The 15,394-nt window shown below is 36.0% G+C and carries 13 protein-coding genes; 8 read left to right on the forward strand and 5 right to left on the reverse strand.

Features of this window, described 5'->3' with window-relative positions; all coding sequences use genetic code 11:
- Positions 1 to 61: 61 nt before the first annotated feature.
- From IGK72_RS02740 to IGK72_RS02760, 5 genes are all read left to right on the forward strand, one after another.
- Entirely contained in the window at positions 62 to 1,675 is a 1,614-nt protein-coding gene (locus tag IGK72_RS02740) for an ATP-dependent nuclease (RefSeq protein ID WP_070416162.1), read from the forward strand.
- Complete coding sequence (locus IGK72_RS02745) at positions 1,654 to 2,766, forward strand: AAA family ATPase (RefSeq protein WP_070416161.1); 1,113 nt, start codon at positions 1,654 to 1,656, stop codon at positions 2,764 to 2,766. Before IGK72_RS02740 ends, IGK72_RS02745 begins: the two co-directional genes overlap by 22 nt.
- Positions 2,767 to 3,356: 590 nt before the next feature.
- On the forward strand, positions 3,357 to 3,800 hold the full coding sequence (locus IGK72_RS02750) for a DUF3290 domain-containing protein (RefSeq protein ID WP_002378027.1): 444 nt from the start codon (positions 3,357 to 3,359) through the stop codon (positions 3,798 to 3,800).
- A 15-nt stretch (positions 3,801 to 3,815) separates the two neighbouring features.
- Positions 3,816 to 4,463 carry a DUF421 domain-containing protein gene (locus IGK72_RS02755; RefSeq protein WP_002355545.1) on the forward strand — a complete coding sequence of 216 codons (648 nt, stop codon included), beginning with the start codon at positions 3,816 to 3,818 and terminating at the stop codon, positions 4,461 to 4,463.
- Positions 4,464 to 4,529: 66 nt separating this feature from the next.
- Positions 4,530 to 5,600, forward strand: a complete 1,071-nt coding sequence (locus IGK72_RS02760) for a hypothetical protein (RefSeq protein WP_070416160.1) — start codon at positions 4,530 to 4,532, stop codon at positions 5,598 to 5,600.
- Positions 5,601 to 5,643: 43 nt separating this feature from the next.
- Here the strand turns inward: IGK72_RS02760 and IGK72_RS02765 are convergent, their stop codons facing one another.
- Together IGK72_RS02765 and IGK72_RS02770 are read right to left on the reverse strand one after the other, a co-directional pair.
- Positions 5,644 to 5,958 (reverse strand): DUF1827 family protein, encoded by a 315-nt coding sequence (locus tag IGK72_RS02765; protein ID WP_002355547.1) that lies wholly within the window; start codon positions 5,956 to 5,958, stop codon positions 5,644 to 5,646.
- Between the two features lie 194 nt (positions 5,959 to 6,152).
- Entirely contained in the window at positions 6,153 to 8,393 is a 2,241-nt protein-coding gene (locus IGK72_RS02770) for an ATP-dependent Clp protease ATP-binding subunit (protein WP_002386935.1), read from the reverse strand.
- 301 nt (positions 8,394 to 8,694) lie between these two features.
- Here IGK72_RS02770 and IGK72_RS02775 point away from each other — a divergent pair, with 301 nt between their 5' ends.
- From IGK72_RS02775 to ptsP, 3 genes are all read left to right on the forward strand, one after another.
- Positions 8,695 to 8,886 carry a hypothetical protein gene (locus IGK72_RS02775; protein ID WP_002366170.1) on the forward strand — a complete coding sequence of 64 codons (192 nt, stop codon included), beginning with the start codon at positions 8,695 to 8,697 and terminating at the stop codon, positions 8,884 to 8,886.
- Positions 8,887 to 9,056: 170 nt separating this feature from the next.
- Positions 9,057 to 9,323, forward strand: coding sequence for a phosphocarrier protein HPr (locus IGK72_RS02780; protein WP_002355551.1), 267 nt, complete (start codon positions 9,057 to 9,059; stop codon positions 9,321 to 9,323).
- Positions 9,323 to 11,050, forward strand: a complete 1,728-nt coding sequence (ptsP, locus tag IGK72_RS02785; RefSeq protein WP_023894705.1) for a phosphoenolpyruvate--protein phosphotransferase — start codon at positions 9,323 to 9,325, stop codon at positions 11,048 to 11,050. The genes IGK72_RS02780 and ptsP overlap by 1 nt, the downstream gene beginning before the upstream one ends.
- A 44-nt stretch (positions 11,051 to 11,094) precedes the next feature.
- Here the strand turns inward: ptsP and IGK72_RS02790 are convergent, their stop codons facing one another.
- The 3 genes from IGK72_RS02790 to IGK72_RS02800 are packed head-to-tail and all read right to left on the reverse strand — an operon-like array spanning position 11,095 to position 15,377.
- Positions 11,095 to 12,174 (reverse strand): DUF916 and DUF3324 domain-containing protein, encoded by a 1,080-nt coding sequence (locus tag IGK72_RS02790; protein ID WP_031324026.1) that lies wholly within the window; start codon positions 12,172 to 12,174, stop codon positions 11,095 to 11,097.
- A gap of 35 nt (positions 12,175 to 12,209) precedes the next feature.
- Positions 12,210 to 12,947, reverse strand: coding sequence for a WxL domain-containing protein (locus IGK72_RS02795; protein ID WP_002358689.1), 738 nt, complete (start codon positions 12,945 to 12,947; stop codon positions 12,210 to 12,212).
- A gap of 54 nt (positions 12,948 to 13,001) precedes the next feature.
- Complete coding sequence (locus IGK72_RS02800) at positions 13,002 to 15,377, reverse strand: hypothetical protein (protein ID WP_070416159.1); 2,376 nt, start codon at positions 15,375 to 15,377, stop codon at positions 13,002 to 13,004.
- Positions 15,378 to 15,394: the final 17 nt, after the last annotated feature.

Raw genomic sequence — 15,394 nt, forward strand, 5'->3', positions numbered from 1 at the left:
TGTACTGAAATAACAATTGTGAATTATATAACATATTTATTATTAAAATTGAGGTGTGACAATGAGTTATATTGAAAAAATGATAATCCAAGGCTTTAAAAAATTTAAAGATTTTGAAATTGTGTTTAATAAAGATATGAATGTTTTGGTTGGTGAGAATGAAGCAGGAAAAAGTACAATTTTAGAAGCGATAGATTTAGCCTTAAACCAAAAAATATACGGGTTGATAGATGGAAATAATGAACAATTATTTAATGCAGATAATATTAAACAATTCAAGAATAAACCTGAATTTTCTCAGCTACCTGAAATTTTAATAGAAGTATATTTAAATATGGATTCAGAGATTCCAATAAGTAAACAACACTTTATGGGATTGGATTATACGAACGGGAAAGTATTGAAGGAAGAAAAAACAGGTATAAAATTTTGGTATCATTTTGATAATGATTTTGAACAAGAATTTTCTAAACTAAATTTTTCTGAAAACCCCAACATACCTATAGAATTCTATAAATTTGAATGGCTTACATTTCAAGGTGGGGGCTATAAAAGGCTTAAAAACCCAATAAAATCTCTTTTTATTGATAATTCATCTGTGAAGAATGATTTGTATGGCTCTTATGCCAAACAAGTTTTTGAAAATAAGATACCAAATGATATCCGAAGAAAATTGTCTATGAAGCTAAAAACACATATTTCTGATTTCGAAGCTTCAGAAGCAGAATCACTAAAAATAGGCGAGCAATCTATCTCTATTGACGAGAAGAAATCTGGTATTACTAAGATAATTGATATCCGAGAAAACAATATATCTATACAAAATATGGGGAAAGGCAGAGAGAATTTTATTAAGACTGAAGTTGCATTGCAAATAGATTCAAGTCTTATTTTAGTTGAAGAACCAGAAAATCATTTGAGTCATTCAATGACAAAAAAATTAATTGAAAAAATAAAAGTAGAGTCGGATAATTCCCAAATAATTATTACTACCCATAATCCTTTAATAACGTCTAGATTAAATATTCAAAAGACTATATGGATAACTCCAAATGCAAAAGCAGTAAAATTGAATGATGTAGATGAAACGGTAGCTAAATTCTTTGAAAAATCAGATAATGCTAGTTTACTTGAGTTCATATTATCTCAAAAAGTAATTTTAGTAGAAGGGGTAACAGAATATATTTACGTTCCTAACTTTTATCAGAATATTTGCGGTAGGAATATAGATGAATCTGGTGTGCATATAATATCGATGTCAGGAATTACTTATAAAAACTATATTGAAATTGCTAAAAAAATTAAAAAACCACTTTTAGTTATTACGGATAATGATGGAAATTTTAATAGAATAGAAACCATCAATGAATTGAATAGAGATTTAAAAAAAGATGGACACGATATATTAATAAAATGTGATAAGAAAATAGAAAATTCAACTTTTGAAAGAGTTTTATTTAACGAAAACATTGAACTATTAGCTGACTATAAAAAGAAGTCACGTGTATCTACTATTTACAAAGAAGAAGATGTAGAAAGCAAAGCACTGGCATATATGTTGAAAAATAAAGCAGATTCTGCTATTGAGATAACAACAAATTCTGAATATATTGATAACTTAAAAGTTCCAATATATATAAGAGAGGGATTAGAATGGCTAAATCAGGTAAAATAATCCTTGCAAGAGCAGGTTCGGGGAAAACGTATCATATTGCAAATGTGTTTGATGAGAAAAAATCAGTTTTGTTTATTACTTTTACCAATCAAAACGTGACGAATATAAAAAAAGAAATTATGCAGAGATTTAATAATGTTATTCCCAACAATATTGAAGTAATCACATATAGTAGTTTCTTATATTCATGGATTATTAGACCATTAGAGGCGGTTTTACCATTTGAAAATCTCAAAAGTAGAGGTGTAGACATTCTTAAAGAACCAATTCCTCGCAGTTATCCGCCAAGAAAAGGATACATTACTGATGATAAGATTGGACACTATTTGAATTTAGCTAATAATAGATACTATGCTAGTCGAATGTCGAAATTGATAATAAAAAATAAAAAGATACTAAATCCTTTAATTGAAGAAAGATTATCATTGCTTGTTGATACAATTTATATTGATGAGTTTCAAGATTTTAAAGGGGAAGATTTTGATTTATTAATGCTATTGATGAAATCAAAAAAAGTTTATACAGTTGGTGTAGGTGATTTTTATCAGCATTCTGTTGCTATGACACCTTCTAAAAGTGATAAACCTTATAAAAAACAAAAAGCATTTCTTTCTGAAGAAGAGTTTTATTCATCATTACCAAAATCTTTAGAAATTGATAGAGAAACGCTAAAGTACAGTAGAAGAGTACCAAGTAAAATTTGTTCAGTAATTGAAAAGAAGTTAGCCATAGATATACTGTCTTGTAGTAAACAAAAAGGAAGTTTTAAATATGTTCATGACGTTAACGAATTAGAACAACTTTTAGTTGATGAAAAATGTGTGAAATTAGTTTATCGGAATTCTAAAAAATTTCCTTATCAACCTGCTATTAATTGGAGTTATTGCAAAGGAGATACTTATTCAAAAGTTTTAGTAATTTTAACAGAATCGTATGCAAAGTTTAGTGACGAGAAATATAAAGTTCCTACAAATACCAGTCAGGCTGAAGTAAATAAATTATATGTAGCTTTAACCAGAAGTAATAATGAACTTTATGTATGCACTAAAAATTGTTTTGATTTATTTAGTAAACAGGGAGAAAACAGATGAACATCAACAAATCATTAGTAAACTTTCTAACAGATGGAGTAGTTACTTGTAAATAACTAGCTGATTTCTATGATATGTGTCATGAAGATAAAGATTTTTTATACGTAGTAGATGAATTCTTAATAAGTATTCTAAATAGGACAGTATTAAATAACAAAATTTTATCCATAGTTGTTAGTCATTCATCAGGTGTAGAAAAATTTCGTATCAAATTTACTGAGTGAATGTGATGAATAAATTATAGAAAATCAGGTATGAACATTGCGTTGGTTTGTAGCAGAAATAGATTGCTTTCTAAGATTATTTATTGTATGATGAAGCTTGATAAAAAGGGACTTTAACAATTTGAAAACCAATTTGCGGAACGCTGGTTTGCGGATAAATATCCAGATGTTGAACTGAAAAGTTTGATGTAAAATTAATTTGTAATCAATCAGTAGCTGAATCTTTAGAAGATTGAAGCTCGGCGCAATCATTCTCAAGATGATTGCGCTGAGCTTTTTCTTCGTATAAGGTATTAAAGCAGGCGTGATTGTTTTTTTGAGATAGAATACTTACTATAACGAACCTATCAAGGAGTGGACAAGAACATGAATTTTTATGGCATCGAGTATTTAAAAAGCCAATCTAATTTAAATGATTACTTAAAGTATTTTTTTATTTTTGCTTTGTTAATCGGGCTAGTCATTGTGTTTAGTTTTTATGTGCGACATCAAATTCAAACGAAATATCGTGAATTAAGTATTATTATTTTTTTATCATTATTATTTGTTTTAGGAGTTCAATATTCCAATTATCAAATGAACCAAAATCAGCATTCACAATCTTCACAAATGGTACATTTTGTCGAACAAGTGGCACAGGAAAAAAAGGTTTCTCCAGAAAAAGTTTATGTCAATGGTACACAATTGGCTGACGGAACCATAGTTAAAATTGACGAAGTCTTTTATAAAATGAGTTTAAGTACGGATCAGCAGTCTTATACATTACAAGAAACGTATTTATTAACACCAACGATTGAAATCATAAAGTAAAGTGAGGGAAAATTAATGCAGTTTTATAGTCCAATTATTATTAAATTTGCTTTAGGTATTATTTGTTTAATTGTCCAAATTAATTTGATGGGAAAAGGCAATTTGGCGCCCACATCGGCTATGGACCAAGTGCAAAACTATGTATTGGGGGGCATTATTGGTGGTGTTATTTATAATGATTCAATTACGGTGCTCCAATTTGTATTAGTGTTAATTTTGTGGACATTATTAGTCTTAATTTTAAAATTTGCAAAAGAACACAATCGCTATGTGAAGCAAATTGTGGATGGTAAACCCATTACTTTAATCAAGGATGGACAGGTTGTGGTGAAGGAATGTTTGAAAAATGGTATTTCTGCAAATGATCTAATGTTTAAATTACGAGCAAATGGTATTTATGAAGTCCAGCTTGTTAAACGGGCGGTTTTAGAACAAAATGGTCAATTAACAATCGTCGAATATGGCGATGAAAGTATTCGTTATCCGATTATTGTGGACGGTCAAGCCAACATGGATGTCCTAGAGTTAATCAAAAAAGATGAGCACTGGCTATTAACGCAAATCCAAGAACAAGGATTCCAAAGATTACAGGAAATCTATTTAGGTGAGTATTTATCTGGACAGTTAAGTTTATCGCCGTATGAAGAAAAAACGATTTCTTAGCTATACTTTTCATTCTACTTATATTAAAATTAAATGGTAATTCAATGAGTTTTAAAAGGAGGAAAAATGAAAACTAAAAAGATAGTTGTCGGGTTATTTTGTTCAATGATTATTTTAATGGGGTGCCAACCAGATCAACGAACTGAAAAAATGAAAGAAAGTACTGAAGCAGAAGCAGTCCAAGTAACGAGTGGTGCCTCGGCAGCCACTAATGCCACTTCTGTAAAGCAGGAGGAGCAGACAAACACGAATGATCAACCGAAGGAGAGTGCTGCCAAAGTGAGTTATGAGCGTAATGGACATACCTTTGAAGTTGATGCTGTTTCTGGCGCTACAGTAGAAGCTAATAATGGACAATCAGGAATTAGTCCAGAAGAAAAAGCTCAAAAGATGTATTGGTCAGGTCGTCCAGAAATCGGGGAAGTTCAAGGGGATTATTATCATCATGAAGTCGTGTTTGATGGCGGCTATACGGCTTTAATTGATGTAGTTGTTAAGGATCAACAAATTCAGTTAGTGGAATTTGATGAACGTGGACCTAAAAACTATTATTCTGAAGAATGGGCAGGAGTGACAAAACGTTTATCCGGCTATGCAAATTTTCAAGCGAACAACGCCCGAACCGATCAATCGTTAGTCACCGTTGTTAATACGATGACTTTTTTAGAAAATCAAATGGTTGCTGAAAATCGTCTAGATGGCGCCTTCCAGACAGCTAAAGGTCAATCCAATAGCGCTAATAATGGTTATCTTCCTGCTGCTAGGGCTTTAGCCAAGGAAATCAAAGAACCCTCAAAAGAACATTATACAAGTCTAACAGAAGATTTTGGAGAGGGGCTTTCTGGACGTTTAACTGTTATTACGTTAAAAGATTCAGGGAAAATAACCGATCTTCGTTATGATGAATATTTTGCAGATACAGAAGAAGAGATTAAAGATGCGAAACTGAAGGCTTGTTCGCGCCAATCAAAATATTTTTCTAAAGATTATGCTCAAAAATCGGGGGAAAATTTCAAAAAAGAAGTGGATGACTTAAGAAAAAAAGCAATCGAGGAAAATAAATTAGTCAGTCCGACAAATGAGGAAGCTTGGTCGGAAAATTATCAAAGTCTTGTAAAAAAAATAACGTCACAATAAATTAAAAAAACTGCCGAAGTGGGGAAACTTCGGCAGTTTTTTTTTAGTTTTCCATGAGGGAAACTTTTAATGGAACAGACACTTCGGTCACATGGTTTAATTCAATGATAGAAATTTCATCTGGGTCATAAGCCTCTTTAGGTAATCGTTTTAACAGTTTTGCTAAAATTTCTTTTACTTCTGTCGGACGAATGCGACGATTTTTATTCATAATCAGAACTTCCACATGGTGAGCTGCTTCTGAATAGACAGCGGTCGTGTTTCCTGCTGAGTAGACTTTTACAAAGTAAGCATCCGTGTTTTCCAATTGTTTATTTACTAATTGTTTGTAGCTATTGGTCACATTCACTAATTTCATTTTATCACCTCATTATAGTTGTGTGCTGCAAAAGAGCGTTTCCAATTATGTACAGGAGTTCCAGATTGAATTTTTTCTATGAGGAACAAGTATACGAATATCTTTCTTCTATTATAGTTTTTTTTGATGAAAATAAAAAGTGAAAAGCATAAAAAAATCCGCACGCATTGTTATTAATGCGTGTGGATTTTTGATTATTCTGCTTGGTCAGATGTTGAAGTTTCTGTTTTAGTCACTTCTTGTGCGCCAGTTACGATAATTTTACCTTCGTTATCTAACGCTGCGACTAATTGATGATTTTCAGGATGATCTAGATAGTATTCAGCAATGCCGTCTTCAATTTGTTCTTGAATTGTTCGACGTAAAGGACGAGCGCCCATTGCAGGATCATAACCTAAATCAACGAGTTTCTCTTTGACTTCTGTTGGAACCTCAATGTGTAATTTTTGTTTAGCTAATAAGCCATTTACTTCTTCTAACATCAAGCTGACAATGTTCATCAGGTTTTCTTTGCTTAATGCTTTGAATTCGATAATACCATCGAAACGGTTAAGGAATTCGGGGGTGAAGAAGTTGTTCAATTGACCTAAAACAGATTTAGTCACACCTTCACGGGCAGCGCCAAAGCCAACGTTGGCTTCCACAGCTCCTGTTCCAGCATTACTTGTCATGATAATGATGGTGTCTTTAAAGCTGACTGTACGACCTTGTGCATCTGTTAAACGACCATCGTCGAGAATTTGTAAAAACATGTGTAAAACATCAGGATGCGCTTTTTCAATTTCATCCAATAAAATTAAACTATAAGGATTACGACGGACTTTTTCTGTGAGTTGTCCAGCTTCGTCATAACCAACATAGCCTGGAGGAGAACCAATCAGTTTAGAAACACTGTGTTTTTCCATATACTCACTCATATCAAAACGAACCATCGAATCTTCTGAACCGAATAGCTCAAAAGCTAATTGTTTTGCTAATTCTGTTTTACCAACGCCTGTTGGCCCAACAAATAAGAAGGAACCAATTGGGCGGTTTTGTTTGCCTAGGCCTACACGATTGCGACGAATCGCTTTAGCTACTTTATCGACGGCATCATCTTGTCCGACAACATGAGCTTTTAAGTCAACAGCTAAATTTTTCAATTGGGTTTGTTCTTTTTCTTTTAAGTCACCGACAGGAATGCCAGTTTTTTGTTCCACAATGGCTTCAATATCTTTTTCAGTGATGACGGGTGTTTCTTCATCGCTGATTTGTTTTTCTTTCATTGCTTGTAATTTATTGATTTGATCACGATAATAAGCCGCTTTTTCAAAATCTTCTTCTGCGGAAGCTTGTTGTTTTTGTTGTTCCGCTTCTGCTAATTTTTTATCAATTGTTTTTGGATCGACGAGTTGGATAGTTAGATTCATTTTTGAACCAGATTCATCTAACAAGTCAATCGCTTTATCTGGTAAAAAGCGATCTTGAATGTAACGGTTGGATAAGTTTGCTGCTGCGTTAATCGCTTCATCTGTATATTTAACATGATGATAATCTTCATAACGTTTTTGCAAACCATGTAAAATTGTTATGGTTTCGGCAACGGTTGGCTCATCTACTTGGACTGGTTGCATCCGACGTTCTAAGGCAGCATCTTTTTCAATAATACGGTACTCATTTAAAGTTGTGGCACCGACTAATTGTAATTCACCACGTGCTAAGGCTGGTTTTAAAATATTGCCAGCATCCATATTGCCATCACCAGCAGCACCAGCACCCACAATTTCATGGACTTCATCAATAAATAAAATGACATTTTCAGCTTCAGTGATTTCTTCAATCAATTTTTGCATCCGTTCTTCAAATTGTCCGCGAATACCAGTTCCTTGAACAAGTGAAACCACATCTAAACGAATGACTTCTTTGTCCAATAATTTTTGGGGCACATCGCCATCGACAATTTTTTGGGCTAAACCTTCGACAACGGCTGTTTTACCAACACCTGGTTCACCGATTAAAACGGGGTTGTTTTTTGTACGGCGATTTAAGATTTCAATGACACGCTTAATTTCTTGATCACGTCCTACCACAGGATCGATATCTCCTTGGCGTGCCGCTTCGGTGATGTTAATCCCATACTCGCCTAGTAAACCTTGACCAGCGCCAGCGCCTCCGCGAGGGGGTTGACCTCCATTACCACCATCACCAAATTGAGTGGGTGGTGTTTGTTGTTCATAAGGATTACCTTGTTGCATTTGGCGAGAAAGAGAACGATATAAATCGTCTAAACTCCCAAAGCCAAAAGGGTCTTGTCCCATATTTTGAGGGGAATTATTTGCTTGATTTTTTAATTTTTGATAGCAGCTTTGGCAATAGTCCAGTTGTTTTCTTTGACCATTCACATTTGCATATAAATGAATTGTTGCTTCATTTTGTTGACAATTTTGACAAATCATTGAATGAAACACATCCTTTCAAAATAACTGAGGCCAGAAAAATAGCTGTTTGCTCTATTATTTCTAGTAAACAGACCATTTTTCCTCAAACCAGCCAAGTACTAGATAGCAAGAATAAATTCTGTCTATAAAACCACTTGACCATTTTTGACCTTTGAGGTTATTATAGCATTTTTTGTAAGAGAATCAAGTAAAAGACCTTGTTTAAAAAAAGGCAAAGATTCGATTTTTTTACAGACAATTGCGCCATTTTCAAGTAAACTATAAGAGTTGATATTTAAGAGAAAGAGTGGTGAAATCAATGGCTGAAAATCCTTTTGTAGAAAAAATTGCTTCATTAAAAGCTGGAGAAATCTCTGAATTAATCGTGGAGCAAAATGAATTTTTCCAATTTCGTGATGCTTGGATTTCTTTGCCTGACCGCGCGGAAATTGTTGGAGAAGCGGGGTTAAATGGACGAATCATTTATCGTTACCAAAAAGAGGAAGAATAGTCAGTGCAAAACATCACGAAATTTAAGCAAAAAGTGTTGTGTAAGATAGAAAAAAATGGTAATCTTAGAAACTGAAAGGGTCTTTTTTCGAGTAGACGTTTGATTTTAGCGTATCAAGAAAGGAAAACCCTAACATAAAAATTTTTTATTTACGAAGGAGACCGATTTATATGGAAAAGAAAGAATTTCACATTGTAGCAGAAACAGGAATTCACGCACGTCCAGCTACTTTATTAGTACAAACTGCAAGCAAATTTAACTCAGATATTAACTTAGAATACAAAGGTAAATCTGTTAACTTAAAATCAATCATGGGCGTTATGTCTTTAGGCGTTGGTCAAGGTTCTGACGTAACAATCACTGTTGATGGTGCTGACGAAGCTGAAGGAATGGCAGCAATCGTTGAAACATTACAAAAAGAAGGATTGGCTGAATAATGTCTGAGATGCTAAAAGGGATTGCCGCAAGTGATGGCGTTGCTGTTGCTAAAGCTTACCTGCTAGTTCAACCTGACTTGTCTTTCAACAAAACTTCCGTAGAAGATACTGATGCAGAAGCAACTCGCTTAGACGATGCTTTAGCAAAATCTACTGAAGAGTTGCAAGCAATTCGCGACAAAGCAGCTCAAAGCCTTGGTGAAGCAGAAGCGCAAGTTTTCGATGCTCATTTAATGGTTTTATCTGACCCAGAAATGGTTGGTCAAATCAAACAAAATATCCAAGACAACAAAGTCAATGCAGAAGCTGCCTTGAAAGAAGTTACGGATATGTATATTGGTATGTTTGAAGCAATGGACGATAATGCTTACATGCAAGAGCGTGCAGCAGATATTCGTGACGTTGCCAAACGTATCTTAGCACATTTATTAGGTGTGACTCTTCCAAATCCTTCAATGATTAACGAAGAAGTAATCGTGGTTGCCCATGACTTAACACCTAGTGATACTGCACAATTAGACCGTACGTATGTTAAAGCCTTTGTTACAGACATCGGCGGACGTACTTCTCACTCAGCAATCATGGCTCGTTCGTTAGAAATCCCTGCAATCGTTGGTACAAAAGAAATTACTGACAAAGTAAAAGCAGGCGATATTTTAGCAGTGAACGGAATCATTGGGGATGTTATTATTGACCCAACAGATGCTGAAAAATCTGAATTTGAAGCAGAAGCAAAAGCTTATGCAGATCAAAAAGCAGAATGGGATAAACTAAAAAATGCAGAAACAGTGACAGCTGACGGCAAACATGTTGAGTTAGCTGCAAACATTGGTACACCAAAAGATTTAGAAGGCGTACACAAAAACGGCGGCGAAGCTGTTGGTTTATATCGTACAGAATTCTTATACATGGATTCATCTGACTTTCCAACTGAAGAGGACCAATACCAAGCGTATAAAGCAGTTCTTGAAGGAATGGAAGGAAAACCAGTTGTGGTTCGTACAATGGATATTGGTGGGGACAAAGAGCTTCCTTACCTAACATTACCACACGAAATGAACCCATTCTTAGGTTACCGTGCATTACGTATTAGCTTATCAGAACTAGGTGACGGCATGTTCCGTACACAAATGCGTGCATTATTACGTGCGTCTGTTCATGGTAACTTACGTATCATGTTCCCGATGGTTGCTACTTTGAAAGAATTTAGAGCAGCGAAAGCAATCTTTGAAGACGAAAAACAAAAATTAGTCAACGAAGGTGTTGAACTTTCAAACGATATCCAAGTAGGTATTATGATTGAAATTCCAGCAGCTGCCGTATTAGCTGATAAATTTGCCAAAGAAGTTGACTTCTTTAGTGTTGGAACTAACGACTTAATCCAATACACAATGGCGGCAGACCGTATGAACGAACGCGTTTCTTACTTATACCAACCATACAACCCATCAATCTTACGTTTAATTAAAAATGTAATTGATGCAGCACACGCTGAAGGTAAATGGGCTGGTATGTGTGGTGAAATGGCAGGCGATCAAACAGCTGTTCCATTACTATTGGGTATGGGCTTAGATGAGTTCTCAATGAGTGCTACATCTATCCTTAAAACACGTAGCTTGATGAAACGTCTAGACACAACTAAAATGGCTGAACTTGCTGACCGCGCATTAAAAGAATGCGACACGATGGAAGAAGTCGTTGCATTAGTTGAAGAATATACAAAATAATTAAGTGATTATGAAAGCACATCGACAATTGTCGATGTGCTTTTTTATTGTTGCGCTTCACGTATTTTTTTCTTGAAATAATAAATCGTGCTTCCCAAAATGAATAGAAAAACCAGCGTGATGCTACTCACCAGTTTCCAAGGGAAATTGGTGTGTTTTTCAGGTGGGAGGTTGACGGCGGTAGCATTGTATTTTTTAGCTTCTTTTTCTTGGATGACTAAGTGTTTTTCCCACGAATAGTCTTGATAGCCATCGTTTGCTTTGATTTTTACAGTATAATTTCCAGGAACAAAAGGTTGTTCCTTTAAGTCAATCCGATAATTAAAATTTGTATTAGGGGCCATTGTTAACGACTCTTGGTGATTTTCGTAGCGAGGTTTAGCTTCTTTTTCATAATATAAAGAGGCATCGACTTGTAATTTTTTAATCATAGCCGCTTGTTTGTTTTGGAGATTCATTAATACGCGGTTACGACCGTTAGCTTGATCGGTTTTTACTTCATTTAAAGATAATTCTGGCTGAACAGGTTCATCTGTTTCACTAAGTAAGACGCCGACTACATAAGAAAAACGATTATTGATGGCCACGCCGTTTTCTGAGTGAGCAGGTTGTTCATCTGACTTTTGTTCAAAGTAGAGTCCTCCTAAAACGTACCCATTAAATGGTTTTTCCGGTAAAGTAAGCTGACATTCAACAGTCTTGGTTGAGTGTTTAGGTAGGTGGATTTCTTTTGGTAATTGCGCAATCTCATTAAAAGTAAAAGGTGCAGATGGGTCTTTTTTTGTTTCAGCATGAGAATAATCTGCCAAGCCATTATCATTAGTAATCGCTGCATTGGCTGAAGCTAGCACGGTAATGTCGTTGGCTGTTTGATTCGTTAGTTCGATTTGTAGCTTTTGTGTTTGGTTTGGAGCGACACGTAAATCAAAATAACTTGTTTCTTTGGTTCGTTGATTGTCGGGTAAAATGGCTTTTACAGAAAAAGTCATTTCGCTTGCTTCTACAGAATAAGAGCCAATAAAAAATAAAAAAATGATGACGCTAATAGCATGGAGCCATTTAAAAAGCTGCTGATTCATAGTGTGCACTCCTTTTTGACAATTTTTTATAACAAGGTATTGCATGAAGTTGTTTCATGCAATACCTTGGTTGTTTTCTTTTAAAGTGGTGTATCATCCAAAATCCAAGTAAGCGTTGTTTTATATTGTTTAGCTGCAACTTTTTTCGTTGTCGCAGGAACAGTTAATTGAATGCCTTGAGCAGCGGTCGCTCCGCTACCAAAAGCTAATGTCCAAGTGCCCATTCCTGTTGAAAGAGCGGCAGTCGCCACAGGAGAAGTGGCGGCACCAGTTGGATCCAAGGTTACTGGGACCGTTAATGGCGCCAAAGAAAGTAACTGTGTTGAATTGGGTGTTGCTGCTAAAAAGGTCAAGGATGCATTATCCAAAACAGCGGGTGTTGAATCACTTGTAGCAAATTGCGCACTCTGTTTAACTGATAATTTCCAGCCAAGATTTAGACCACGTTTGTCAGTTACTTGAACATAGTTTGGCACGCTAATTAAATCGCCAGTACTATTTTGTACTTGGTCCAGTTGTGCCGAATAGATTGCTGTTCCGGCTTGAATTTGTTTTGATCCAAAATGGATATTTGAAACATAGTCAATACTAAGGGGTCCGGCTGTACCAGGTTGATGAGGATCAGCAGGATTAGGTGTCACAGGCTGAGAAGGGTTCGTCGGATTGACAGGTGGCGTGACAGTATTATCAAGAGCAAACGTAATATCAGCGTTGGATTGAATAGAAGCGACTTGAGCTGCTTCAACTTTTGGACTATTTAAAAGCATAAGAGGCGTAGCAACGAACAAAATGCTTGAAATGCGCACGATCTTTTTCATTTTTTATTCCTTCTTTCTTGTTTATTTTTAACTTTTAAAAAAGCTAAATCCTAATTAGAGGGGTGTATCAGAAAGAATCCATTGTAATTCGGCAGTGTAAGATTCTTTGACCGTTAAATTAAGGTCAGGAGCAACGCTTAAAAAAAGTCCATTTTGTTGGTTCCAAGGAATTTCTACATTGTTATCGTCCGTTGCGGTGTATTGATAAACTTCGGTTGCTAAAGAGGAGAGAGGAAAATCACTGCCGTTTTTTCGATAAATGAAAGCTTGCTGGATCGTTTTATTTGTAGAAGTTGAATGCATGGGCTGACTCTCTCTTACCAACAAATGCCATGGTGTTTTTGCAACTCGACCATCGGCAATGAGGAAAGGAGCGCTGATGGTCGATGGTGAGTAGAGGGTTCGTTTGCTGGGAAAAGGTAAATTTTTAAAGGAAACTGTAGTTGGCATCTGCACAAAACGGAGGGTACCGTTTTTGATAGGTAAAGACTGTTCTTTAGTGATTGGCGTAATTGGCGTTCCGCTACCATCATTGCCAGTAACCGTGCTAGAAAATAAAAGAAATTGGTTTATCCATTCTTCTGTAACCGTTGCTGTATATTGTAAGGTGAATTGTGTATTGGCTTCCGTAAAATTATCTGCTGGCAGCGAATTGTGATAACTCCAATACGGCAAACCAGTGGAACTATCAGTTAAAAGTTGAAGCCCAGCTATTGGCGTACTTAAACCTGCTGCTGATTGTTTTGTTAATGTAGCAGCTGAAAGTTGAGCCAGTCCTTTAGGCACCGTTGCTCGTAATTGCTGATTCATCCACGTTGCTGGTTGATTGGTTAAACGTGTGATTAACGTGAAACGAATGATTTGACCACTTACGACAGAGTTTGCAGCTTCCCAGAGCCCTTGTGCATTTTTCCGCTCAATGATTTGCGTGACCGTTAGTTGAGGCACAGGATAAGCAACTGTTTGAGAAACAGTAGAACTGGTTAACAAAGGGAGGCCAGTGCGATTGCTGAGACCTTGGACCCACAAGCTGACCGTTTCTCCCCCTTGGAAAGTGGGTAAATTAGCAAATTGAAAATGGCCATTGGAATCTAAGGACGTTGTGTAAATAGAACCACCATTTATTTGTACTTTAACTTGATAGGTTCCGTTAGATGCTTGAGAAGCTTTACCTGAAAGTTGAGTTGAGCCGGCATTGGCGACTACGTTTGTGACTGGTTGGATTGACCAATTGACACTTTGGTCAGCTGAGGGGCTGCTTTGAATATAGTCGGTTGACGTTTTGGAACGAGCAAAGACAATTGTAGAGAGCGTGTCGCCATATTCTAATGGTGAAGCTAACGATGTCGAGAAATTTCCGGCTGCATCGACAGAAATCCCTTTCACCACAATGGGGGTAGTGGTGCCATCATGGCGGTTCAAGGTTAATTGAACAGAGTAGTTATAGTTTGGGTCTTGTACTTGTTGAATGGTCCCTGTTACAGTAGTGTCCAGATGATTTGGTTGAGTTAGTTTGGCTGGTGTGACTTGAGGAACGGGATAATTACCTAAACTAAGTTGAGCTTTGCTAATTACGCCTGTTTTTGTATTGTTTCCAATAATAATATTAATTGCACCTAATCCAGTGCCGACATCTGTAAAGGTTCCTCGAATCGGATAGTCTTTGCCGTTAAGAGCAGGAGGGATTGAAATTCCTCGTTTATAAAGTGCGCCCACATCAAACGAAATGGCGGCAGACCATTTGGTTCCGGGAAGTAACACCAAGGTGCTACTTGGAAAAGTCAGATAAACAGAATGATAAGTGCTACTATAAGAGAGGCTGACGCCGTTAGTTGAACTGTGAATATCTTGAGTGGCTGTTCCTGGATAACTGACAGTCCCTGTTAAAAGAGTCAGAAAATCTTGTTGCTTTAGAGTGTCGTTATCTAACTGGCTTGAAATTTCTGTAGGAAGTTGAATAGCAATAATCGGTCGATCATTAATTGCTAAGCCGATAAGTGTCACACTGTATTCATACGAAAGTGTGATAATATCTTGGTTATACGTTCCCGTGCTTAAGGTACTTTTTAAGGTGCTATTACCAACAGAAACACTAGCTGGCGTAGGTGCCATAGGTTCATCGTTTTCAGAGGAAGCATGGGTTTGCTCGGTTTCTTGTTCCACGATATCGGTTGCTTGAGTTGTTTGTTGTTCTGTTGAAACTGAAGTAAATGTTTCACTAAAAGTAGAGGCGTGAGTTGTAGGGTTCAGTGTTTCAGAATGAGCTATCAAAGGTTGAGTCAGCGATAAAAAAAGCCATGATATGATGCAAGAAAAGATTCCCCAGACGAACTTATTCAAAACCATCCTCTCCTTTTTTGATATTATATGTATAATGACGAAAATATATAATGTGTAAATATTGAGTACATACATTCTATAATGGGCCATTCATAAAGTAAAGCGAT

Origin of the sequence: Enterococcus sp. DIV0183 (assembly GCF_050541505.1) — a bacterium.
Lineage (GTDB): Bacteria > Bacillota > Bacilli > Lactobacillales > Enterococcaceae > Enterococcus > Enterococcus faecalis.